General features: G+C 40.4%; 19 protein-coding genes. 18 read left to right on the forward strand and 1 reads right to left on the reverse strand.

What is annotated here, in order from left to right; all coding sequences use genetic code 11:
• Nucleotides 1-66: 66 nt before the first annotated feature.
• From ACXAEY_RS05950 to ACXAEY_RS05985, 8 genes are all read left to right on the forward strand, one after another.
• Nucleotides 67-3435, forward strand: coding sequence for a DNA polymerase III subunit alpha (locus ACXAEY_RS05950; RefSeq protein ID WP_474810865.1), 3369 nt, complete (start codon nt 67-69; stop codon nt 3433-3435).
• 129 nt (nt 3436-3564) lie between these two features.
• Entirely contained in the window at nt 3565-4803 is a 1239-nt protein-coding gene (gene ystJ / locus ACXAEY_RS05955) for an NADP-dependent malic enzyme (RefSeq protein WP_474814745.1), read from the forward strand.
• A gap of 77 nt (nt 4804-4880) precedes the next feature.
• On the forward strand, nt 4881-5561 hold the full coding sequence (locus ACXAEY_RS05960) for a FadR/GntR family transcriptional regulator (RefSeq protein ID WP_474810866.1): 681 nt from the start codon (nt 4881-4883) through the stop codon (nt 5559-5561).
• Nucleotides 5555-6421, forward strand: coding sequence for an acetyl-CoA carboxylase, carboxyltransferase subunit beta (gene accD / locus ACXAEY_RS05965; protein ID WP_270179562.1), 867 nt, complete (start codon nt 5555-5557; stop codon nt 6419-6421). The genes ACXAEY_RS05960 and accD overlap by 7 nt, the downstream gene beginning before the upstream one ends.
• On the forward strand, nt 6411-7388 hold the full coding sequence (accA, locus tag ACXAEY_RS05970) for an acetyl-CoA carboxylase carboxyl transferase subunit alpha (RefSeq protein WP_270179561.1): 978 nt from the start codon (nt 6411-6413) through the stop codon (nt 7386-7388). The genes accD and accA overlap by 11 nt, the downstream gene beginning before the upstream one ends.
• 115 nt (nt 7389-7503) lie before the next feature.
• On the forward strand, nt 7504-8463 hold the full coding sequence (gene pfkA / locus ACXAEY_RS05975; protein WP_270179560.1) for a 6-phosphofructokinase: 960 nt from the start codon (nt 7504-7506) through the stop codon (nt 8461-8463).
• A gap of 114 nt (nt 8464-8577) precedes the next feature.
• Nucleotides 8578-10332: a pyruvate kinase gene (gene pyk, locus ACXAEY_RS05980; protein ID WP_270179559.1), complete on the forward strand. Its 1755-nt coding sequence runs from the start codon at nt 8578-8580 to the stop codon at nt 10330-10332.
• 157 nt (nt 10333-10489) lie between these two features.
• Entirely contained in the window at nt 10490-10882 is a 393-nt protein-coding gene (locus ACXAEY_RS05985; protein ID WP_270179558.1) for an FxsA family protein, read from the forward strand.
• A gap of 57 nt (nt 10883-10939) precedes the next feature.
• On the opposite strand, the gene ytvI is transcribed toward ACXAEY_RS05985, so the two are convergent.
• The gene (gene ytvI / locus ACXAEY_RS05990) at nt 10940-12064 is read right to left on the reverse strand and encodes a sporulation integral membrane protein YtvI (protein WP_270179557.1); all 1125 of its coding nucleotides are present in this window, start codon (nt 12062-12064) and stop codon (nt 10940-10942) included.
• Nucleotides 12065-12524: 460 nt separating this feature from the next.
• Here ytvI and citZ point away from each other — a divergent pair, with 460 nt between their 5' ends.
• The 10 genes from citZ (at nt 12525) to coaE (ending at nt 23896) form a co-directional block, all read left to right on the forward strand.
• The gene (citZ, locus tag ACXAEY_RS05995; RefSeq protein ID WP_474810867.1) at nt 12525-13640 is read left to right on the forward strand and encodes a citrate synthase; all 1116 of its coding nucleotides are present in this window, start codon (nt 12525-12527) and stop codon (nt 13638-13640) included.
• Between the two features lie 68 nt (nt 13641-13708).
• Complete coding sequence (gene icd / locus ACXAEY_RS06000; RefSeq protein ID WP_270179555.1) at nt 13709-14980, forward strand: NADP-dependent isocitrate dehydrogenase; 1272 nt, start codon at nt 13709-13711, stop codon at nt 14978-14980.
• A gap of 43 nt (nt 14981-15023) precedes the next feature.
• Nucleotides 15024-15962: a malate dehydrogenase gene (gene mdh, locus ACXAEY_RS06005; RefSeq protein ID WP_270179554.1), complete on the forward strand. Its 939-nt coding sequence runs from the start codon at nt 15024-15026 to the stop codon at nt 15960-15962.
• 75 nt (nt 15963-16037) lie between these two features.
• Nucleotides 16038-16517, forward strand: a complete 480-nt coding sequence (locus ACXAEY_RS06010) for a MaoC family dehydratase (protein ID WP_474810868.1) — start codon at nt 16038-16040, stop codon at nt 16515-16517.
• Between the two features lie 215 nt (nt 16518-16732).
• Nucleotides 16733-17443, forward strand: a complete 711-nt coding sequence (locus tag ACXAEY_RS06015; protein ID WP_270179552.1) for a response regulator transcription factor — start codon at nt 16733-16735, stop codon at nt 17441-17443.
• A complete protein-coding gene (gene pnpS / locus ACXAEY_RS06020; RefSeq protein ID WP_270179551.1) occupies nt 17443-18861 on the forward strand; it encodes a two-component system histidine kinase PnpS in 1419 nt (472 codons plus the stop codon). The genes ACXAEY_RS06015 and pnpS overlap by 1 nt, the downstream gene beginning before the upstream one ends.
• A 248-nt stretch (nt 18862-19109) precedes the next feature.
• Entirely contained in the window at nt 19110-21737 is a 2628-nt protein-coding gene (gene polA, locus ACXAEY_RS06025) for a DNA polymerase I (protein ID WP_474810869.1), read from the forward strand.
• A 23-nt stretch (nt 21738-21760) separates the two neighbouring features.
• Nucleotides 21761-22591, forward strand: a complete 831-nt coding sequence (mutM, locus tag ACXAEY_RS06030; protein WP_474810870.1) for a DNA-formamidopyrimidine glycosylase — start codon at nt 21761-21763, stop codon at nt 22589-22591.
• Between the two features lie 65 nt (nt 22592-22656).
• Nucleotides 22657-23289, forward strand: coding sequence for a sporulation membrane protein YtaF (gene ytaF, locus ACXAEY_RS06035; protein WP_270179548.1), 633 nt, complete (start codon nt 22657-22659; stop codon nt 23287-23289).
• A 13-nt stretch (nt 23290-23302) separates the two neighbouring features.
• Entirely contained in the window at nt 23303-23896 is a 594-nt protein-coding gene (coaE, locus tag ACXAEY_RS06040) for a dephospho-CoA kinase (RefSeq protein ID WP_270179547.1), read from the forward strand.
• Nucleotides 23897-23928 lie beyond the last annotated feature (32 nt).

Below are 23928 nucleotides of genomic sequence, written 5' to 3' on the forward strand. Positions count from 1 at the left end.
ATGTTTGTTTGAGAAGGTAAGAGTATCTATAATGGAAGTAACAGTAAAGTGAAAGTGGGATTTCATATGGAGTTTGTACATCTGCGTGTTTATAGCGAATATAGTCTTTTAGATAGTCCGAGCAGAGTAAGAGAGCTTGTGAAAGCAGCAAAAGAACAAGGATATACGTCACTTGCTTTAACGGATAAGGGGACAATGTACGGAACGATTCCATTCTATAAAGCATGCGTTGAAAACGGAATTAAACCGATAATCGGTCTAGAGGTTGAAGTACTTTCTTCGAATATGACTTCAACTGAGCCTAGACGTTACGATAACTTAGTGCTTCTTGCAGAATCGAATGAAGGTTACCATAATTTATTGAAAATCTCTACGATCATAAAGCACTCTAGAAAGAAAAAACCTTCCATTGAAAAAGAAGAACTGTTAAATCTTTCAGAGGGAATCATCGCGTTGACTGGAGCAAGAGGGTCTGTGATCGGAGACTTACTCTTAAAAGGCGAAGAAACGGCTGCATTACAGCACGCGGTTGAGTACAAGAGAGCTTTCTCATCGGGCTTTTATTTAGAGATGCAAGATCATTATATACGCGAAGAAAGGCAGCTGAATCAGCTGATTTACAGGTTTGCTAAAAAAGCACACTTACACCTTACCGCAACGAATGCGGTGCATTACATATCAAAAGGTGATGGAGAAGCGCATGATTGTCTTAAGTGCATTGATAGCGGAGTGCGCTATGAAGAGAAAGACCATGTAAGTCTTCCTAACCATGAGTTTTATTTAACGAGCAAAAAAGAGATGATCGAACGTTTTGAAGGGTATCATGATGCGATCGAATCAACCATCCACATTGCAGACAAGTGCAACGTGAACTTATCCTTCGATCAAACACACCTTCCTGAATACCCGGTTCCTAATAGACAAAGTGCTGATGAGTACCTTGCGACCTTATGTCGTGAAGGAGTGAAAGCTCGCTATGGATCAGCAAATCAAACGATCGATGATCGCTTACATTATGAGCTTACGATCATTAGTAAGATGGGGTTTAGCGATTACTTCTTAATTGTATGGGATTTTATGAAGTACGCTCACGAGAATGGGATGATCACAGGACCAGGAAGGGGATCTGCAGCAGGATCATTAGTCGCTTATTTATTAAACATCACAAATGTTGACCCTATTGAGCATAATCTCCTTTTCGAACGGTTCCTAAATCCTGAGCGAGTCACGATGCCTGATATCGATATTGATTTTCCTGATGTACGTCGTGACGAAGTAATCGACTACGTACACGAGAAATATGGGCACGATCATGTTGCTCAGATCGTAACTTTTGGAACGCTTGCAGCTAAGGCTGCGATACGTGATGTGGGAAAAGTGTTGGAAGTAGATACGAAACTGCTCGATGCGATGTCAAAAGCAATTCCTTCTCAACCTGGCATAACGTTACACGAAGCGAGAGAGGCCTCATCAGAGCTTCGCAAGGTGCTTTCGAATTCAGAAGAATGCGCGAGAGTCTTTGAAATCGCGAGCACGATCGAAGGTCTGCCTAGACATACTTCAACACATGCAGCTGGCGTCGTTATTTCTGCTGCTCCTTTAACGGATTATGTTCCTTTACAAGAAGGTCATCATATTAGCTTAACTCAGTTTCCGATGAATGACCTAGAAGAAATAGGATTATTGAAAATGGACTTTCTTGGGTTACGTAATCTAACGCTGATCGAGGGGATTTTGAAGGATATCGAACGTAATACAGGTGAACGTGTATCGCTCTCATCGATCCCAATGGATGATGACGGGACATTTTCTTTGCTTAAAGCTGGAGATACAACAGGGGTGTTTCAACTTGAATCTGATGGTATGAGGCAAGTGCTTCGAAAGCTGAAACCTACTGAGTTTGAAGATATTGTTGCAGTAAATGCTCTATATCGACCAGGTCCAATGGAGAATATTCCATTATTTATTTCGGGTAAGCATAATGAACGACCCGTCCACTATCCACATTCTGATCTAAAGTCGATTCTTCAACCAACTTACGGTGTGATCGTGTACCAAGAGCAAATTATGCAGATTGCATCTAAGCTAGCTGGATTTTCTTTAGGAGAAGCTGACTTATTAAGAAGAGCCGTTTCAAAAAAGAAGCGAGATGTGCTCGAATCTGAACGAGAGCATTTCATAAAGGGCTGCTTAGCAAAAGGATATACGAAAGCAACGGCTGAAGAAATATACGAGTATATCGTACGGTTTGCAAACTATGGATTTAATCGTAGTCATGCTGTTGCATACAGTATCATTGCTTACCACCTTGCGTATTTAAAAGCTAACTATCCAAGGTATTTCTTTGCGAGTTTATTAACATCCGCAATTGGAAATCAGGATCGGTTATCTAGCTATTTGTCAGAGTGTCATCAGAAAGACTTGCAGATCCTTCCCCCCTCAATCAATAAGAGTAACAGTACGTTTACTGTAGAAGGGGAAGCTATCCGATTTGGTTTATTACCAATTAAAAACGTTGGGAAAAATGCTATCGAGGAAATTGTAATGAAAAGAGGAAACGAGGCTTACAAAAGCTTATTCGATTTCTGTTCGAGAGTGTCACTAAGAATCGTAAACAAACGAGCGATCGAATCCATGGTTTTTGCTGGCGCGATGGATGATTTTCAGGTGGGGCGTTCATCTATTCTAGCAACGCTCGAATCTGCTATGAACTTCGCTTCTGAACAAGGCGACCCGGATCAACCTGGTTTATTCAGTAGTTCCGAGTCAGAACCTCCTTACGAAAGTGTCCCTCCTTTTGAAGAAAAGGAATTACTCGCGTTTGAGAAAGAAGCGATAGGGTTTTATTTATCTGCAAATCCAATCGATCCTTATTTGAAGAACATCCAAGGCTATCAAAGAACGGTCATTTCTGAAGGATTAATGTTTTCTGATCGACAGCCTCTTCGAATAGCAGCAGAAGTGATAAAGTCGAGAAGTATCCGTACAAAAAAAGGACAGATGATGGCATTTATTACGCTTGAAGATGAAACTTCTGAAATGGAAGGTGTCGTTTTTCCAGATACATGGGAAGAAACGTCAACAATTCTTCAAAAGGGAGAGTTTGTTTATATAGATGGGGTTGTGCAAAAAAGAGGAGAAAGTACAAATATTGTTGTTTCTAGAGTAAAGAGGCTAGAAGACATTACTCCTAAAAAAACCTCTGATATATTATTCTTGAAAATCGAAGAGCATCATCAAAAAGACGATACGTTAGATAAAGTAAAGAGTGTATTGAGAGAAAATAAGGGTGATTCTGCTGTAGTGCTCTACTATAGCCAATCAGAGAAAACAGTTAAACTAGGTAAAGAGTGGTTTGTTCAACTATCCACGACTTGTATTGATCGGTTAAAAAATTTATTAGGTGAGAACAATGTAGTTAAAAAGACTCGATAAATTCTTTACAGCAATTGGTGATTTGTTATAATGGTGAAAATAGAGTGGTCTGACCACTTTCTATACAAACGAGGAAATGAAGATATTAGAGCATATAGCTTCTGAAGAAGGAGAGTGGGTTAATTGTCTATCACAAGAGAAGAAGCACTACATATTCACAGAGTTAACCAGGGAAAACTAGAATCTAAATCCAAAGTACCAGTGAGGAATGCAACTGATTTAAGTCTTGCCTATTCACCAGGTGTTGCTGAACCTTGTAAGGAAATCTATGATGATAAGAATAAAGTATATGAGTACACTATGAAAGGAAATATGGTAGCTGTCGTTTCTGACGGTACTGCTGTGCTCGGTCTTGGAAATATCGGGCCTGAAGCATCGTTACCTGTTATGGAAGGAAAGGCAGTGCTGTTCAAAAGTTTCGCAGGAGTTGACGCGTTCCCGATTTGTTTAGATACGACGGACGTGGATCAAATTGTACAGACTGTTAAACTGATGGAACCCACTTTTGGCGGGATCAACCTTGAAGACATCGCTGCTCCAAATTGTTTTGTGATCGAAGAAAGACTTAAAAAGGAAACGAACATTCCGATCTTTCATGATGACCAACATGGTACAGCAATCGTAACTGTCGCAGGACTCGTCAATGCATTGAAACTATCCGGTAAGTCGATGAGTGAGATCAAAGTGGTGATCAACGGTGCGGGTGCAGCTGGAATCGCTATTATCAAGCTATTAAACCGTTTCGGTGTGAAAGATATCATCATGTGTGACTCAAAAGGAGCAATTTATGAAGGACGTCCTTACGGTATGAACGACGTTAAAGCGTCAGTTGCGAAATATACGAACCGAGATCAAGCGGAAGGTTCACTCAAAGAAGTTATTTCGAATACAGACGTATTCATTGGTGTTTCAGTTGAAGGAGCACTAACAAAGGAAATGGTGTCCTCTATGAACGAAGACCCAATAATTTTTGCGATGGCGAATCCGGTTCCAGAAATTATGCCAGACGATGCTAGAGATGCAGGCGCAAGCGTAATTGGGACAGGTCGTTCAGATTTCCCTAACCAAATTAATAATGTGTTAGCTTTCCCTGGTATTTTCCGAGGTGCGCTTGATGTCCGTGCTACACATATTAATGAAGATATGAAAGTAGCTGCCGTTCAGGCGATTGCAGAGCTTGTGAGCAGCGAAGACTTGAATGCTGACTATGTTATTCCTGCACCATTTGACCCAAGAGTGGCCCCTGCTGTAGCAGCGAGTGTTGCAAAGGCCGCTATGGAAACAGGAGTAGCACGTATTAATGTAGATCCTGAGGTCGTTAAAGAGAAGACGCGTTCTCTTGCAATCATTTCTGAAGAAGAAAAGTAAGTGGGGAAGACGTTACTTTCTCGCTTTTTTCTTGAATAGGACGATGGCCAGTGAAGAAAGGGTGTTGATTTTCCGATATGGAACAACAAGGGAAAGTCTACCAGAATATCTTAGATAAAATTAAAGCGATCATTTATAACGATGGTTTGCAAACCGGTGATAAGCTCCCTTCCGAAAGGGAGCTTTCTGAGCGGTTAAATGCAGGAAGATCATCAGTAAGAGAAGCTTTAAGGTCGATGGAGATGCTAGGACTCATCGAAACGAGACGTGGAGAGGGTACGTTTATATCAAATGTAAAAAACCACCGTTTAGTCGAAGTAATCGCTTCTTTCATACTTAAAGATACGAAGTCAAGGCACGATTTATTAGAGACTCGTCACCTTATTGAGATGGACATATTGCGTTTGGCTTGTGAACGTATTTCAGATGAGGAACTAGACCAATTAAAGTCGATGCTTCATAATTGTGACCCTGCTTCAAAAGAGGATATTTACTCAACAGAGTTTGACATAGCATTCTTCCGAATTATTACATCCGCAACAAAGAACCATCTGCTCATGAGATTATGGGCTGAGCTTTCAGACTATCATCAGACGATCTGGCACCACTTAACGTACCGCCCAGTTACTTATTACGAAGAATTGATCGAAGCCTTGACGGCACGTAATCAAGAGAAGGCCATTCGTCTGTTGTCCGAGTATGACAAAGATTATAAGCAGCAAGATATTTATGGTGAAAGGAATGGTCACAATTGTTAAAAGATATCTTTAATAAGAAGAAAAAGTATGCAACTGTTCCTTCTGAGAAAATAAAACAAGATGTGCCAGAAGGGATAATGACGAAATGTCCTGGATGCAAAAGTATTATTTATTCAAAGGAACTAGAGAAGTCAAATAAAGTATGTGTGAAATGTGGTTATCATCACCAGATGAGCTCATATGAACGTATAAAGAATACGCTAGATGAGGGCAGCTTCGAAGAGTTCAATGCAGGGATGATTTCTGAAAACCCTCTAGCGTTCCCTGACTATGTCGAAAGGCTCGAGAAAGATCGCAAAAAAACTTCCCTTAACGAAGCAGTTGTTACAGGTGAAGGTACAATCGATGGTCATCGTACGGCGATTGCCGTTATGGACGCTCGATTCCGGATGGGAAGTATGGGTTCTGTTGTCGGGGAAAAAATAACTAGAGCCATCGAACATGCTGATAAAGAGAAGATCCCGTTTATTATCTTCACTGCTTCAGGTGGAGCAAGAATGCAAGAAGGTGTACTTAGTTTAATGCAGATGGCAAAATCGAGCGTAGCATTGAAGCGCTTTGGTGATAACGGAGGTTTATTCATTTCAGTTATGACCCATCCTACTACTGGAGGAGTTTCTGCAAGCTTTGCTTCGGTTGGAGACTATAACTTTGCTGAGCCAAAAGCACTGATCGGATTCGCGGGTAGAAGGATCATTGAACAAACCATTAGAGAAGATTTACCGGAAGATTTCCAAACATCAGAATTTCTACTCAATCATGGGCAACTCGATTCAGTCATTCATCGTGCTGACATGAAAAAGACCCTTTCAACAGTACTCATGATCCATAGTAAGGAGGTGACCAATAGTGGCAAATAGACTTGATTTTGAACGACCTGTTCAAGAATTAGAAGATAAGATCGAAGAGTTAAGATCATTTATGGATGAAAAGAACATTGACCTTTCAGATGAAATTTCTCGTCTTCAAAAGCGTTTGGCATCTATGGAAGAAGAAATTTATGGAAATATGACAGCTTGGAACAGAGTTCAACTTGCTCGTCACCCTGAACGTCCGACCACACTTGATTATATTGGTCGCATCTTTGATGACTTTATCGAGTTACATGGTGATCGCGTTTTTGGTGATGACGAAGCAGTTGTTGGAGGAATCGCTACCTTTGAAGGTAATCCTGTCACAGTAGTTGGTCATCAGCGCGGGAAAGATACAAAAGAGAACTTGAGAAGAAACTTTGGTATGCCACATCCAGAAGGGTACCGTAAAGCCCTTCGTTTAATGAAGCAAGCAGAAAAGTTCAATAGACCTGTTGTATTTTTACTAGATACAAAAGGTGCATTTCCAGGTAAAGCAGCAGAAGAGAGAGGTCAAAGTGAAGCGATCGCTCGAAATCTAATTGAAATGGCTGGTTTGACTGTTCCGATCGTGTGTATTGTAATCGGTGAAGGTGCAAGTGGGGGAGCGCTAGCGATTGGTGTAGGAAATCATGTGCATATGCTAGAAAACTCCTGGTACTCTGTCATTTCACCTGAAGGTGCTGCTGCACTTCTTTGGAAGGATTCTAGTCTTGCTCAACAGGCTGCAGATACAATGAAAATTACGGCACCAGACCTGAAAGAGCTAAATGTAATAGATGAAATCGTCCCTGAAGCAAAAGGTGGCGCTCATCGAAATGTTGAAGAACAAGCTGAATCCATCCATAAAGTACTAAAGAAATCTTTGGAAGACCTCTCTAAACTTTCCAAAGAGGAGCTTGTCGAGCAACGCTATGAAAAATACAGAAATATTGGACAATATACGTTTGTAACCGATACCATTGGCTTAAAATAAGGAAAGTGCTTTCCCGCTTAGGGGAAAGCACTTTTTCATGGGCGCTCTTTGCTATTGTGTTCAACGGACGTATTTGATATTTTAATAACACAAAGAATTAATGAGGTGAACACGTATGAAGCGTATTGGTGTATTGACCAGCGGAGGAGACTCACCTGGAATGAATGCCGCAATTCGTGCTGTAGTCCGTAAAGCGATCTATCATGATATTGAGGTCTTCGGAATTTACCACGGATATACCGGATTGATGAATGACGAAATAAAAAAGATGGAAATCGGCTCTGTAGCTGATATTATTCATAGAGGCGGCACAATGCTATATTCTTCACGTTGTCCTGAGTTCAAAACGGTTGAAGGGCAATTAAAAGGGGTAGAGAACCTTAAGAAACATGGAATTGAAGGCCTTGTCGTCATTGGAGGAGATGGTTCTTACCGAGGAGCTCAAAAGCTCACTGGCCACGGGTTCCCTACAATTGGTATTCCTGGAACCATCGATAACGATATTCCTGGAACTGATTTTACGATCGGGTTTGATACGGCGCTAAATACTGTTATTCAGGCTATTGATAAGATTCGTGATACAGCAACTTCTCACGAACGTACATACGTGATCGAAGTAATGGGTCGTGACGCTGGAGATATCGCTCTCTGGTCGGGGCTTGCTGACGGTGCAGAATCTATCCTTATTCCTGAAGAGAATTACGAAATGTCCGATATTCTCGCTCGTTTAAAACGAGGTCACGATCGCGGAAAACGTCATAGCATCATTGTAGTTGCAGAGGGCGTTGGAAGTGGAGTTGAAATCGGAAAAGAAATACAGGAAGCAATGAATATGGAAACTCGTGTTACTGTTCTTGGTCACGTACAGCGAGGTGGTTCACCAACTGCAACGGACCGTGTGCTAGCAAGTCGTCTCGGTGCTCGTGCAGTAGAACTCTTGCTTGAAGGTGCTCAAGATAGAACGGTTGGGATTCACAATAACCAAATCATCGATTTAGATATTAATGAAGCACTTAAGATGCCTCATAAAGTGGATCAGAAGATGGTCCAGCTTGCGAGAGAACTTTCAATCTAAATGATACACTTTTGTATTCATCCACAAAACTGTGGGTGAATAATGGTGTTTGCTGGATAAATACCACCCAGAGTTGGATAAAATTATTAAAGAAGAGCTTTTAGGAGGATACCTATGCGTAAAACCAAAATCGTCTGTACAATTGGACCTGCAAGTGAGGACCAACAAACGTTAGAAAAATTGATGCAGGCTGGAATGAATGTTGCACGTCTTAACTTTTCTCATGGAGATTTTGAAGAACACGGCAACCGTATTAAAAATATTCGTGAAGTATCAGAAAGAATTGGCAAGAATGTTGCGATTCTACTCGATACAAAAGGCCCTGAGATTCGTACGCACAACATGGAAAATGGTGCGATTGATCTTGAAGCAGGACAACAGCTTATCGTATCGATGGAAGAAGTTGCGGGTACAACTGAAAAGATTTCAGTAACATATCCTGACCTTGTCAATGATGTTCACGAAGGTTCAAAGATCCTTCTTGACGACGGTCTTATCGAACTTGAAGTGAAAAGCATCGGAAACAATGAGCTTTACACAGAAGTATTGAACAACGGTACCCTTAAGAATAAAAAGGGTGTTAACGTTCCGAACGTAAGTGTGAAGCTTCCTGGTATTACTGATAAGGATGCAGCTGATATTGAATTTGGAATTGAACAAGGCGTCGATTTTATTGCTGCTTCATTTGTTCGTCGTGTATCTGATGTGTTAGATATCCGAAAGCTTCTTGAGAAGCATGATGCAACTGATATCCAAATCGTTCCAAAAATTGAAAACCGTGAAGGTGTCGATAACATCGATTCTATCCTTGAAGTATCTGACGGTTTGATGGTAGCTCGTGGTGATCTTGGCGTAGAGATCCCTGCTGAGGAAGTACCACTCGTTCAAAAACAACTAATCAAAAAGTGTAATGCACTAGGTAAACCTGTTATTACTGCAACTCAGATGCTTGATTCTATGCAGCGTAACCCTCGTCCAACTCGTGCAGAAGCAAGTGATGTTGCCAATGCGATTATTGATGGTACAGACGCGATCATGCTTTCAGGAGAGACTGCAGCAGGATCATACCCAGTAGAAGCAGTTCAAACGATGCATAACATCGCTTCATACACAGAAAAGTCTCTTAACTATCGCGAGCTTCTTTCAATGAGAAGTAAAGAGATCGAGACGAATACGACGAATGCTATCAGTGAATCTGTCGCACATACTGCATATAACTTGAATGTACCTGCGATTTTAACAGCTACAGAGAGTGGACACACCGCACGTATGATTTCTAAGTATCGTCCGAAAGCGCCGATCGTTGCTGTAACAAACACTGCAAGTGTATGCCGTAAGCTCGCGCTTGTATGGGGGGTACATGCACAAGAAGGGCGTAAAGTTAAAACCACTGACGAAATGCTAGAAGTTGCAGTTGAAGCTTCAATTCGTTCAGAAATCGTTAGTCATGGCGATACAGTAGTCATTACAGCTGGTGTACCAGTAGGTGAATCTGGAACTACGAACTTGATGAAAGTTCATGTTATCGGAGATATTCTTGCAAAAGCACAAGGTATCGGTAAAACATCTGTATCAGGTCGAGTGGCGATTGCTAAGAACGCTGATGAAGCGATCAGTAAAGCTGACGAAAACACAATCATCGTAGCGATCGGTTCTGACAAAGAGATGGTTCCTGCTCTAGAAAAGGCTGCTGGTTTGATCACAGAAGAAGGTGGTCTGACGAGTCATGCAGCTGTTGTGGGGCTAAGTCTTGGTCTTCCAGTAGTCGTTGGTCTTGAAGATGCAACGAACCTGTTTGAGGATGGTCAAGAGATTACGCTTGATGCAACTACAGGAATTATTTACAAAGGAAAAGCAAGCATTCTATAAAGCCTAACAAAGACTGTCGATGAAATTCGGCAGTCTTTTCTTATGTTTCTTGAATGAACGTTTAAGAATCGGTATATTACGAATAAATACAGAAATCATTTATAATAAGAGTTAACGGGATCGTACATCTCGAATTTAATTAAAGGGGCCCTAAGACATGTTTCGTATCATGCTACTTTTTATCATCATTGTTCCGGCACTTGAAATAGGTTTGTTGCTCCTATCAGGGCGGACGTTAGGCTTGATTCCCACTATATTATTAATAATAGGAACAGGAGTACTTGGAGCCTGGCTCGCAAGAAAAGAAGGCTCTGAAGCAATACAAAAGGTAAACCGTCAAATGCAAACTGGTCAGATGCCTGGTGATGCGATTCTTGATGGCTTGTGTATATTAGTCGGTGGGGTCGTGTTGTTAACGCCAGGCTTTATTACGGATGCGATCGGTTTCTTACTTTTAGTACCTGCAACTAGAAAGCCTTTCAAGCGCTGGCTGCGAAAGTTTCTAGAGAAACGAATGAATAATGGTCAATTCGTTTTCATCAGAAGATAAAAACAAAAAAGCTGTCGGAACTCATCTCGACAGCGTGAAGCTGAAGGCGTATTCCCTTCAGCTTTTTCTTTTGTTTTCTCCTATTATAAAATGCCATACATCTTTAAATACATTAGCATGATACAACGTCTTAAGTACAACTAGAAATACAGGACCAATGATTAAGCCGATAAAACCAAAAATTTGAAACCCAACAAACAATGCGATTAACGTTGCGAGTGGATCAAGACCAATGTTAGAAGATAATACTTTTGGTTCGACTAGTTGTCGTTGAATGACAACGACTCCATAAAGGATGGCTAGTCCAATCGTTAAACCGTAATTACCAGTAAGGAATGAATAGATCATCCATGGAACGAATACTGCTCCAGTACCGAGGTACGGGAGAAGGTCAACAAGTCCTATGATGATCGAGATAGTTACTGCATACTCTACCCGGAGAATGAGCAAACCTATGAGAACGATAGCAGCCGTCATCGATATCAATGTAAGTTGTGCTTTAATGAATCCAAAGAGCGCTTTTCTGAGATCTTTATAAACGGACCCAATACTTGTTTGGATGTCACCCGGTGTTTTTTTCTTTACCCAACTAATAAATTTATACCAGTCTTTGCTGATGAAGAAAGTAGCTAGCAAAGAAAAGATCAACACTGTAATGATCGTTGGTAAGCTGATGATGATGGAACGAATCCCTTCGACGAGTGCTTGAAGGATATCTGTAACAGCCGTCGTTACAGTGGTACCGATCGATTGTATGTTATCCATGATCGTTGTTTGCTGATCTTTATTCAAGTCTTTGAATAGGTCTTCAAGCTGGTTATACAAAGGCAAAACGTGTGAAACAAATAGTTCTTCAATAAACGTAACGATTTCTCTAAAGTTCTCGGGAAGAACGTCAGCTAAGTAAACGACTCCTTGCACGATTTCGTTCACAAGCAGGGTTAAAAAAGCTGCGAGAACGCCGATTAAAAAAACGATCGATAGTGCAACTGAAGCTGGTCTTGGCATCTTTACTTTACGTTCTAGTAGATCGACAAGTGGGTTGATCAAAAAGGCTAGGAGCAAGGCGATTACGAAGGGATAAGCAAAGTGCCATATATAATATAGTAAAAATAATCCTAACACAACAGCTGCTATAACGATTAAAAATCGGAGAATGCTGTGTATATAATGCCAGTTCAATAAAGCGCCCCCTCCTATAACATTCTACTTTAATAATACACTTGTTCGATTCATGCAATCAAATTCATTTTAGCTGAATTCGTGAAAAATTTTAAAATGTTTGTTATGCTTAAAGAAGCGTTCTGTTTATTCACTAGGAATCTTCCTTTTAAAGTACATCAAACCTGTCGTTTTGTGAGGAAAGAGTATGGGTGTGTTTTTTTGTCGAGGCTATAAACTGAACTACCGTTCAGACTAGGTTTCTTGCCTCTAGAACACGTATTCAAAAGGCTTTTAAGAAAAAAGAGGAAGTCGCCAAATTTTGCATATTCATTCACAAATGTCAGATTTTTGTTTATAATGGAGACGGACGCACCTTCTTTGTACATAAGATTCCTTTTTTTTGGAGTGTTTGTAAAGCGTTATCAAAGCAGAATTTTTAGAAAAAAAGAATGTTAATATGGAAAAGGAGAGGGAAAGTATGACGACTACTCGCGGATTAGAAGGCGTTGTTGCAACGACGTCATCTATCAGTTCAATTGTAAACGATGTCTTAACATACAGAGGTTACAACATTGATGATCTTGCAGAAAATGCTAGTTTTGAAGAAGTAATCTATTTGTTATGGAATGATAAACTACCAAATAAGGAAGAATTGAAACAGTTTTCTTCTAAGCTTGCAGAAGAAGCGGCTATTCCAGAAGAAATCATCAATCAAATTAAATCTTATCCAAGTGATAAGGTGTCTCCTATGGCTGCGCTTCGTACAGCAGTTTCTACTCTTGCACTCTATGATGAAGAAGCAGATGATATGAGTGAAGAAGCGAACTATCGTAAAGCGATTCGTCTTCAGGCGAAATTGCCTACAATCGTGACTAGCTTTTCACGTATTCGTGAAGGGAAAGAACCGATCAGTCCTAAGAAAGATTTGAGCTTTGCGGCTAATTTCCTTTACACGTTGAATGGCGAAATGCCAGAAGACGTAGCAGTGACTGCAATCAATAAAGCACTCGTGCTTCATGCCGATCATGAGTTGAATGCATCTACATTTACTGGCCGTGTATGTGTAGCCACACTTTCTGATATTTATTCAGGTGTGACTTCCGCGATCGGCGCTCTTAAAGGACCACTTCACGGTGGCGCTAACGAAAGAGTCATGAAGATGCTGACTGAAATCGGCAGCGAAGAGAACGTAGAGTCTTATCTTCATAACGCGTTTGAGAAAAAAGAGAAGATCATGGGCTTTGGTCACCGTGTGTACAAAACTGGAGATCCTCGTGCGAAACATCTTAAAGAGATGTCCCGTAAGCTTACTGAGTTGACTGGAGAGACAAAGTGGTATGAGATGTCTGCAAAGATGGAACAGATTGTGACATCCGAAAAAGGATTACCGCCAAACGTAGACTTCTATTCTGCTTCTGTTTATCACAGTCTTGGTATCGACCATGACTTATTCACACCGCTATTCGCTGTAAGCCGAGTATCTGGTTGGATCGCTCATATCCTAGAGCAATATAGCAATAACCGCTTGATCCGTCCTCGTGCAGAGTACGTAGGCGCAACAAATCAAACATACGTTAATGTAGAAAACCGATAAGACCACTAAGGGAAGGAGCATTCCTTCCCTCTTAAAAAAAATGTAGATTTCAATAGGAGGAATATCAAATGGCTAATGGAGAAAAAATTACCGTAAATAATGGGGTACTAAACGTTCCAAATCATGCAATTATTCCATATATTGAAGGCGATGGAACAGGTCCAGATATTTGGGCAGCAGCATCTCGTGTACTTGAAGCTGCGGTTGATAAGGCATACTCTGGTGAAAAGAGTATTACTTGGAAAGAAATTTATGCAGGTGCGAAGGCACATGATAAGACAGGAGAATGGCTTCCTGCTGAAACACTTGAAGCAATTCGTGAATACATAATTGCGATTAAGGGGCCTCTAACGACTCCAGTAGGCGGGGGGATCCGCTCTCTTAACGTTGCTCTTAGACAAGAGCTAGACTTATTTACTTGTCTTCGTCCAGTTCGTTATTTCAAGGGAGTTCCTTCTCCTGTAAAACGACCTGAAGACACTGATATGGTTATCTTCCGTGAGAATACTGAAGATATCTACGCTGGTATCGAGTTCCAAAAAGGTTCTGACGAAGTTAAGAAAGTAATTTCTTTCCTACGTGAAGAAATGGGCGCTAAAAACATCCGTTTCCCAGAAACATCTGGTATCGGTATCAAGCCAGTTTCTGAAGAAGGGACGAAACGTCTTGTTAGAGCTGCGATTCAATATGCGCTTGATGAAGGACGTCGAAACGTAACGCTCGTTCACAAAGGAAACATCATGAAGTTTACTGAAGGAGCTTTCAAGAACTGGGGTTATGAAGTGGCTGAACAAGAATTTGGTGATAAAGTGTTCACGTGGGCTGAATACGACCAAATCGTAGAAGAAAAAGGCAGAGATGCAGCTAACGAAGCTCAATCAAAAGCTGAAGCAGAAGGCAAGTTGATCGTAAAAGACGCAATTGCGGACATCTTTCTTCAGCAAATCTTAACACGTCCTGCAGAATTTGATGTAGTGGCTACGATGAACTTGAACGGAGACTATGTATCTGACGCGCTTGCTGCTCAAGTTGGTGGGATAGGAATTGCTCCTGGAGCGAACATTAACTATGAGAGTGGTCATGCAATCTTTGAAGCAACTCACGGTACTGCACCGAAATATGCTGGTCTTGACAAAGTTAACCCTTCTTCAGTTCTTCTTTCTGGAGTATTGATGCTTGAGCACATCGGTTGGAACGAGGCTGCTAAACTTGTTTTAGATTCTATGGAAAAAACAATCGCAAGCAAGGTAGTAACGTATGACTTCGCTCGTTTAATGGAAGGTGCGACTGAAGTGAAGACTTCTGAATTTGGCGACGAACTAATCAAGAACATGAATTAATTAAACGTTAGAACTTATTTTCCTTTAAAGGGGTGGCGTCCGTATGACGATAAAACGCAAAAAAGTATCCGTTATTGGAGCAGGTTTTACAGGTGCTACGACAGCTTTCTTGCTAGCTCAGAAAGAGCTTTCTGATGTAGTGCTCGTAGATATTCCAAATCAGGAAGGTCCTACGAAAGGAAAAGCGCTTGATATGTTTGAAGCGAGTCCTGTTCAAGGGTTTGATTCCAAAATAACTGGGACGTCCAATTATGAAGATACAGCTGATTCTGACATCGTAGTAATTACAGCTGGGATTGCAAGGAAGCCAGGCATGAGTCGAGACGACCTTGTTAATACGAACGCTAAGATCATGAAGAGTGTGACACATGAAGTTGTAAAACACTCTCCAAATACTCTTATTGTTGTTCTAACAAACCCTGTTGATGCGATGACATACACCGTATTTAAAGAATCAGGTTTACCTAAAAACCGCGTGATCGGTCAATCAGGTATCCTCGACACTGCTCGCTTCCGTTCTTTTATCGCAGAAGAGCTGAACATATCCGTAAAAGACATCACTGGTTTCGTATTAGGCGGCCATGGTGATGATATGGTGCCTTTAGTCCGTTACTCATTTGCTGGTGGAATTCCGTTGAGTAACCTCATCTCGGAAGAGCGACTCGAAGAAATTGTAGAGCGTACTCGTAAAGGTGGAGGAGAAATCGTAAGTCTGCTAGGTAACGGAAGTGCGTATTATGCTCCTGCTGCTTCCCTTGTTGAAATGGTAGAAGCCATACTAAAAGACCAACGTCGTGTTCTTCCGACAATTGCTTATCTTGAAGGCGAGTATGGTTATGATGGTTTATATCTAGGTGTTCCAACAATCATCGGTGGAAGTGGAATTGAGGAAATAATTGAGCTAGAGCTTACGGATGAAGAAAAGCAGCAATTAGATAAATCTGCAGACTCTGTTCGTAAAGTAATGACTGTACTAAATTAAAAAGATGATCCGGTTCAAGCCGGATCTCTTTTACTAAGATAAAGAAAGCGCTTTCTTAAAAAAGGGGGATGGATGATGCTTTTAGGAAAAAAACGAAAAATCGGTAGAATGATTGAAGAAATTTCAGTTGGTGAAAAATTAGAAGTTACGGAAAAGATAGATGATCGTGAACTGTTATTGTATCTTGGAATTTCCAATGACAATAACCCTCTTTTCATACAGCATGATTACGCATCTTTAACACCGTTCAAAAAGCCGATCGTGCCACAGATTATGCTTCTAGCTATCGTTTCAGGTGCTATCTCAAAGTATCTGCCTGGACCTGGTAGTAGTATAAAGAAACAAGAAGTTACATTTGATAATCCAGTCTATCATTATGAAGCTCTTCATTTTGGTTTTGAAGTAATCGATGTAAACAAAGATGATCATGTTATTACTGTTAAAGTTGAAGGGAAGAATGAAGAAGGAAAGATCGTTCTAAACGGAGAATTCGTTGTTTGCCCACCGTACCCTACAAAGTCTTTAACAAAGACAACAGCATTTGAGAATTTCTAAGAGCCACTAAGGCTCTTTTTTTATTTTAACGAGAATCGATAGAATCTCACGAATTTATTTGGTCTTAGAATCCCCTATGTAAGCGCTCCTCGACAAGTATCCCTTTTTCAATTGCATAAAGAATAGTATTATGTAGGTATTCAGGAAAAAATAAATATGCCTGATGATCGGCTCTAACATAGATGAAACGGGGAAAACGCTTAGGGGGTAATCAAATGGCTCAGAAGATACTTGTAGTAGAAGATGAAATGTCGATCATGACATTGCTTCAATTTAATCTTGAACAAGCAGGATATGAAGTAGTAACAGCAGAAGATGGGGCTGAAGCTCTTCAAAAGATTGAGGTAGAAAAGCCAAACTGTATCATACTCGACTTGATGCTTCCAGAGATGGACGGTCTAGAGGTTTGCAAAGAGATGAGAAGCAGACATATTTACACACCGGTTCTCATGCTGACTGCTAAGGATGATGAATTCGATAAAGTGTTGGGTCTTGAGCTAGGTGCAGACGATTATATGACGAAGCCGTTTAGTCCTCGAGAAGTAGTGGCACGTGTAAAGGCGATTCTAAGAAGGATCAAACAAATGGAAGGCATGAAAGGTGCACCAGAAGAAGCGGAAAGAATCCAGGTTGGCGAATTGGATGTTTATCCTAATAATTACGAAGCTTATTTTAAAGGGGAATTGATGGAAGTAACTCCGAAAGAGTTTGAGCTTCTAGTTTATCTAGTGCGACACAAAGGACGAGTACTTACACGAGAACAACTATTGAGTGCAGTCTGGAATTATGACTTTGTAGGAGATACTCGAATTGTTGATGTTCATGTAAGTCATTTAAGAGAGAAAATCGAAGAAAATACCCGCAAACCGGAATATATTAAAACTATACGTGGGCTTGGATATAAGTTAGAAGGACCGTCGTCCTGATGAGACGGTTCCGATCTCGATTTTTAAACGGGCAATTTATTGTTCTATTTTTCTTATTTATCATGATGGTCGTAATCATCGGCAATATTTTTGAAGGAATTTTGTTTGCTGATGCTTCAGGTGAAGAACTTAAGAATATGTGGTTCATTCTTAGCATTTCTTTTGCCGTAGCGTATTTCCTTTTTGTTTATATTAGTATCAGCATTTCGAGTAGATTAACAAAGCCGCTCGAAGGTGCGCTTAAAGTTGCGAATGAACTTGCTTCAGGAAATTTTAAAGCGCGAACGTATGAATATAAATTAGACGAAACTGGACAGTTTAGCCACTCATTGAACATCCTTGCAAGAAACATGGAAAACATGACGAATTCCTATGAAATTCAGCAAAATCGGCTGATGACACTGATTGAAAATATGAATAGTGGTTTGATATTGATCGATGTGAAAGGGAATATCAATCTGGTGAATCGATTTTATAAAGATACGTTCGGTATCAATACCAGTGATTACATAGATGAACTGTATTATGAAGCCATTCCATATACAAAAATCGTTCAACTTGTAGAAGAAACATTATTGGTAGAAGGAACAGTTCGGAAACAATTAGAGCTCCCAGTTGGATTAGAGTACCGTCACTTTGATGTTTCCGGTGCCCCTATCCTTTCACAGGATGATCAGATGAAAGGCGTAGTACTAGTCTTTCATGATATAACCGATTTAAAAAAACTCGAGCAAATGAGAAAAGACTTTGTCGCGAATGTATCTCATGAATTGAAGACACCTGTTACCTCTCTAAAAGGGTTTGCTGAAACACTATTAGATGGTGCTATGGAAAATAAGGAATTTCGTACGAGGTTTCTTACAATCATTCATGACGAAAGTGAACGGCTTCAAACGTTGATACAAGATTTGCTCGATTTATCCAAAATGGAACAGGCTCATTTCGCTTTAAATTGGCAGGATGCGAACCTCAAAGAAATTGTTGACGACTGCGTTTTAATGACAAAGAATAAAGCTGATAAAAAGGCAATTGAAGTTACGACTGCATATGAAGGGGAAACCAAAATTAAAGGAGACGTTCATCGACTGAAGCAAGTTTTCCTAAATCTAATCTCGAATAGCATTACGTACACACCTGAAAATGGAAGAATTATGATCAATGTAAAAGAGCAAACTGATTCGGTTGAATTTACAATCTCTGATACTGGAATAGGGATTAAGAAAGAAGAGCTGCCGAGAATATTTGAACGTTTCTATCGTGTCGATAAAGCTAGGAGCCGAAACTTAGGTGGAACTGGACTTGGTCTAGCGATTGTAAAACATCTTGTTGAAGCTCATAATGGGAAAATTTCTGTCGAGAGTGAACTGGGTGAAGGATCTACTTTTACGATAACTTTACTAAAAAAACGAATTTATTAAGATTTACGGAATTTTTACACTTCGTTTATATGCCCTTAAAATTATATCTGTAAAGTGATACTTGACCCCTTCATCATGACTAGAGCATGATTTAAGACGAGTTTTTACTCGTCTTCTTTTTTTGAAATTTTCATTCAATACAATAAACGACACCTGTTTTTTCATTCTACATGCCACCGTGGTAAAATGGATAAGACAGGTGTTTTTATGATGGATACTTAAATTCAAATGATATAGGAGGTTTATCTTTGAAGAATAAACTTGTATTGATAGATGGAAATAGTATCGCTTATAGAGCGTTTTTCGCACTGCCCTTATTAAACAACGATAAAGGTGTTTATACGAATGCGGTCTATGGCTTTACAACGATGCTTTTGAAAATTATAGAAAACGAAGCACCAACTCATATGCTAGTTGCATTTGATGCTGGAAAAACAACATTTAGACATAAGACGTATACAGAATATAAAGGCGGAAGGCAAAAAACGCCATCAGAATTAAGTGAGCAATTTCCTGTTATTCGAGAGATGCTAGACGCATTTAATATCAAGCGGTTTGAAATTGAGAATTATGAAGCAGATGATATTATTGGCACAGTTGCTGACATGGCGAGTAAAGAAAACTGGGATGTGAAAATTTATTCTGGTGATAAGGACCTCCTTCAGCTCGTATCGAATAATGTTCATGTAGCGTTAACTCGAAAAGGCATAACGGAAATCGATACATACGATCCTCAATTTTTGGATGAAAAATATGGAATAAAGCCTGAACAAATCATCGATATGAAGGCATTAATGGGAGACAACTCTGATAATATTCCTGGCGTTCCTGGTGTTGGAGAAAAAACAGCGCTAAAGCTCTTAAAGCAATTTGAAACACTTGAAGGCGTATATGATTCTATCGATAGCGTTTCCGGAAAGAAGTTAAAAGAAAAGTTAGAGGATAATAAAGATAAGGCGATGATGAGTAAAGAGCTCGTCACCATCTTTAAGGAAACGCCTCTCACGATTGAGATTAACGATATGGTATATGAAGGTTTCAAAACAGAAGAGGTGAGTACCCTCTTTCATGATTTGGGTTTTAAAACGCTTCTCGAACGCATCGGAGGAGAGAGTGAAGTAGAAGAGGAAATGGATGACCTTAAGGTTGAGTTCTTGGATGAAGTAAATGATGATCATCTCTTAAACCCATCTGCTTTAATTGTTGAAGTAATGGAAGAGAATTATCATAATGCTGAGATACAAGGATTTTCTCTTGTAAATAAAAAGGGGAATTTCTATATTCCTAGTGACGTTGCGCTTAAGTCTGAACGATTTCAGTCTTATCTTCAAGATGAAACAAAGAAGAAGTGGGTGTTTGATGCCAAGAGAGCTGTCGTCGCACTTGGTTGGAAAGGAATACACCTAAAAGGGATAACATTTGATTTGGTTATCGCTTCTTACCTTCTAAATCCATCTGAATCGACGCATGATCTTTCAGCCATATCAAAGCGGGAAGGCTTCTCTGTGGTTTCTTCTGATGAAGCGATCTATGGGAAAGGTGCGAAGCGTGCAGTGCCAGATGAACAAGAGCTTGCAGACCATTTGGTGAGAAAAGGATATGCAGTCTATCAGCTTAAAGAAACACTTGAGGAGCAGTTAGATAAAAATAACCAGATCGATCTTTTTCATAATCTTGAAATGCCTCTTACGTTGGTATTAGGAGAGATGGAAACCCAGGGCGTAAGCGTAGATGTTGAACGCTTAGAAAAAATGGGCAAGGAACTCAATAACAAGTTGAAAGAAATTGAAGGACGTATTTTTGGGCTTGCTGGTACTGAATTTAATATTAACTCACCAAAACAACTTGGAGAGGTATTGTTTGAGAAGTTAGAGTTACCGGTGATCAAGAAGACAAAGACAGGATACTCTACCTCTGCGGATATTCTAGAAAAATTAGAAAGTAAGCATGAGATTATCCCAGAAATATTATTATACAGGCAATTAGGAAAGCTAAACTCCACTTATATAGAGGGATTGCTTAAAGTTACATTTAGAGAGACTGGAAAAATCCATACCCGTTTTAATCAGGCTCTTACCCAAACAGGAAGACTCAGTTCTACAGACCCTAACCTACAGAACATCCCGATTCGTTTGGAAGAAGGCAGAAAGATCAGGCAGGCATTTATTCCAACGACGAAAAGTTGGGTGATGTTTGCTGCGGATTATTCCCAAATTGAGCTTAGGGTTCTTGCGCACATCGCAGAAGACGAAAATTTAATCGAAGCTTTCCAAAAGGGAGAAGATATCCATACGAAAACCGCAATGAATGTCTTTGGCGTAACGAAGGAAGATGTTACATCAGAAATGCGAAGGCATGCAAAAGCAGTAAACTTCGGTATCGTCTATGGAATTAGCGATTACGGACTTTCACAGAGCTTAGGAATTACAAGGAAAGAAGCGTCTGAATTTATTGAGAAGTACCTCGAAAGTTTCCCGGGTGTAAAGCGTTATATGGATGAGGTCGTCACACAAGCGAAAGAGGACGGTTTTGTTTCAACGCTTATGAATAGAAGACGGTACTTACCAGAAATTAATTCGCGGAACTTTAACCAGAGAAGTTTTGCAGAAAGAACGGCTATGAATACACCGATACAGGGGTCTGCCGCAGATATTATCAAAAAAGCAATGGTAGAGATGGATAAACGATTGAAGGATGAAAAACTCGATACAAGAATGTTGCTCCAGGTACACGATGAATTAATATTCGAGGCACCTGAAGAAGAGATCGAGACATTAAAACGCATTGTACCTGAGGTGATGGAAACTGCTATTGAATTGGTCGTTCCTTTGAAGGTTGATTATGAGTATGGCTCCACCTGGTATGATGCTAAGTAATTCGCATCAAAGGAGAGAGAATTATGCCGGAGTTACCGGAAGTAGAAACGGTTAAACAAACACTACAGGATCTCATTGTAGGGAAGAAAATAAAAGACGTTGTAATCAAGTGGCCAAAGATTATTAAAGCACCAGATGATATAGAAGAGTTTAAGATGAAGGTTATTGGCCAAACGTTTACAGGGGTTCAGAGAAGAGGGAAGTTTTTAAAGCTCATATTAACGGACGATGTGATCGTTTCCCACCTTCGAATGGAGGGGAAATATAGGGTGTCAAGAAGTGATGAAGAATTTGATCATCATACCCATGTGTTTTTCACATTCGAGGATGGAACGGAGCTTCGTTATCACGATGTGCGTAAATTTGGTACGATGCATCTTTTTCCTTTAAATACAGAAGAAGATGTATTGCCTCTTTCACAGTTAGGACTCGAACCTTTTTCTGAGCAATTTACACCTGAAGTGTTACGAAGTGGATTTAAAAAAACACGACGTCATGTGAAAACGGTATTGCTCGATCAAACAATCGTAGTGGGTCTAGGGAATATTTATGTAGATGAAGCGCTATTTAAAGCTGGCATACATCCTGAGCGAGTGGCATCTTCTCTAACCTTTGAAGAGTTGGTCAAACTACACGGAGAAATTGTTTCTACACTTAAAGATGCTGTTGAAAAAGGTGGAAGCACGATAAGATCTTATGTGAATAGTCAAGGCAAGGTCGGTACGTATCAAGAAAGCCTCTTTGTATACGGAAGAGTAGGATTATCATGTAAGAAATGTGATGGTTTACTAGAGAAGAAAGTTGTTGGTGGGAGAGGGACGACCTATTGTCCTCGCTGTCAAGAGAAAAGGTGAATCGTAGCGTTGGAAGGGCTCTGTTCATATACTATCAAAGATTTTAGTATGGAAGGAGCTCGCCAATGCACTGGGTTTCACTGTTTTTTCTCGCATTTGCTGTAAGTGTCGATGGATTTGGAGCTGGCTTAACATACGGATTGCGTAAGATGAAGATTCCGTTTAAATCAATTATTATTTTGACGATTTGTTCAGCGGTATCAATGCTTGTTGCGATGGGCTTGGGCTCAATCCTTCAATTATGGATATCCGATACACTCGCTCAGAGAATTGGAGGAGGCATTCTAATTGCTCTTGGCGGATGGGTTTTGTATCAAATGTTTCGAGGAGGGTCCGATGCCGAGAAATCCGTAACGGAACGGACGTTACTTCACTTTGAGATAAGGTCTTTAGGTGTTGTCATCAGCATATTACGAAAGCCGACAACCGCTGATTTTGACGATTCTGGAACGATAACAGGGATCGAGGCGGTCATGTTAGGTGCTGCTCTTTCGCTTGATGCGTTTGGTGCAGGTATTGGTGCATCCATGATTGGATATGCCCCTCTTCAAACGGCTTTGTTGATCGCATGTATGAGCTCCCTATTTGTTTTCTTAGGGTTGAAATGTGGAAATCTCGCCTCAGGGATCAAATGGGTAGATAAACTTTCTTATCTTCCGGGCTGCTTGCTGATCATTATAGGATTTATGAAGATGTAAAAGGAGGGAATGTATGAAGATAGGACTTACCGGTGGAATTGCAAGTGGAAAGAGCACAGTTGCAGAAATGCTTAGAACCCTATCCATACCAGTAATTGATGCAGATGTCATAGCTAGAGAAGTTGTTGAGCCCGGTGAGCCAGCATTAGAAGAGATCGTTCGGGTCTTTGGTGAAGAGGTAAGAACGGATGATGGGTACCTTGATCGAAAAAGGTTAGGTTCGGTTATTTTTAGCAATAACGAAAAACGTTCGCTTCTTAATGAGATCATGCATCCTGCTATTCGTAAGCGAATGTTAGCGGAAGCGAAAGCATATGAAGAAAGCGGTCATAAGCATGTTGTGTTGGATATCCCTCTTCTGTTTGAAAGTAAGCTTTCCTATCTTGTCGACCGGACGCTGGTCGTCTATGTAGATTCAAAAACACAGTTGGAGCGACTCATCGAACGTGACAAGAGCTCTAAAGAAGAAGCAGTACAGCGAATCCGGTCACAGATTCCGATCGAAGAAAAAAGGCAGTTAGCTGATAAAGTAATCGATAATACAGGAACGAGAGAGGCAACAGAGAAACAGCTAAGGAACATTCTGAAGGAATGGAAGATCGTTTGAGTCAAAACACGTCGAAATGACGTGTTTTTTGT

It is taken from the genome of Anaerobacillus sp. ABA4_114 (genome assembly GCF_056159065.1).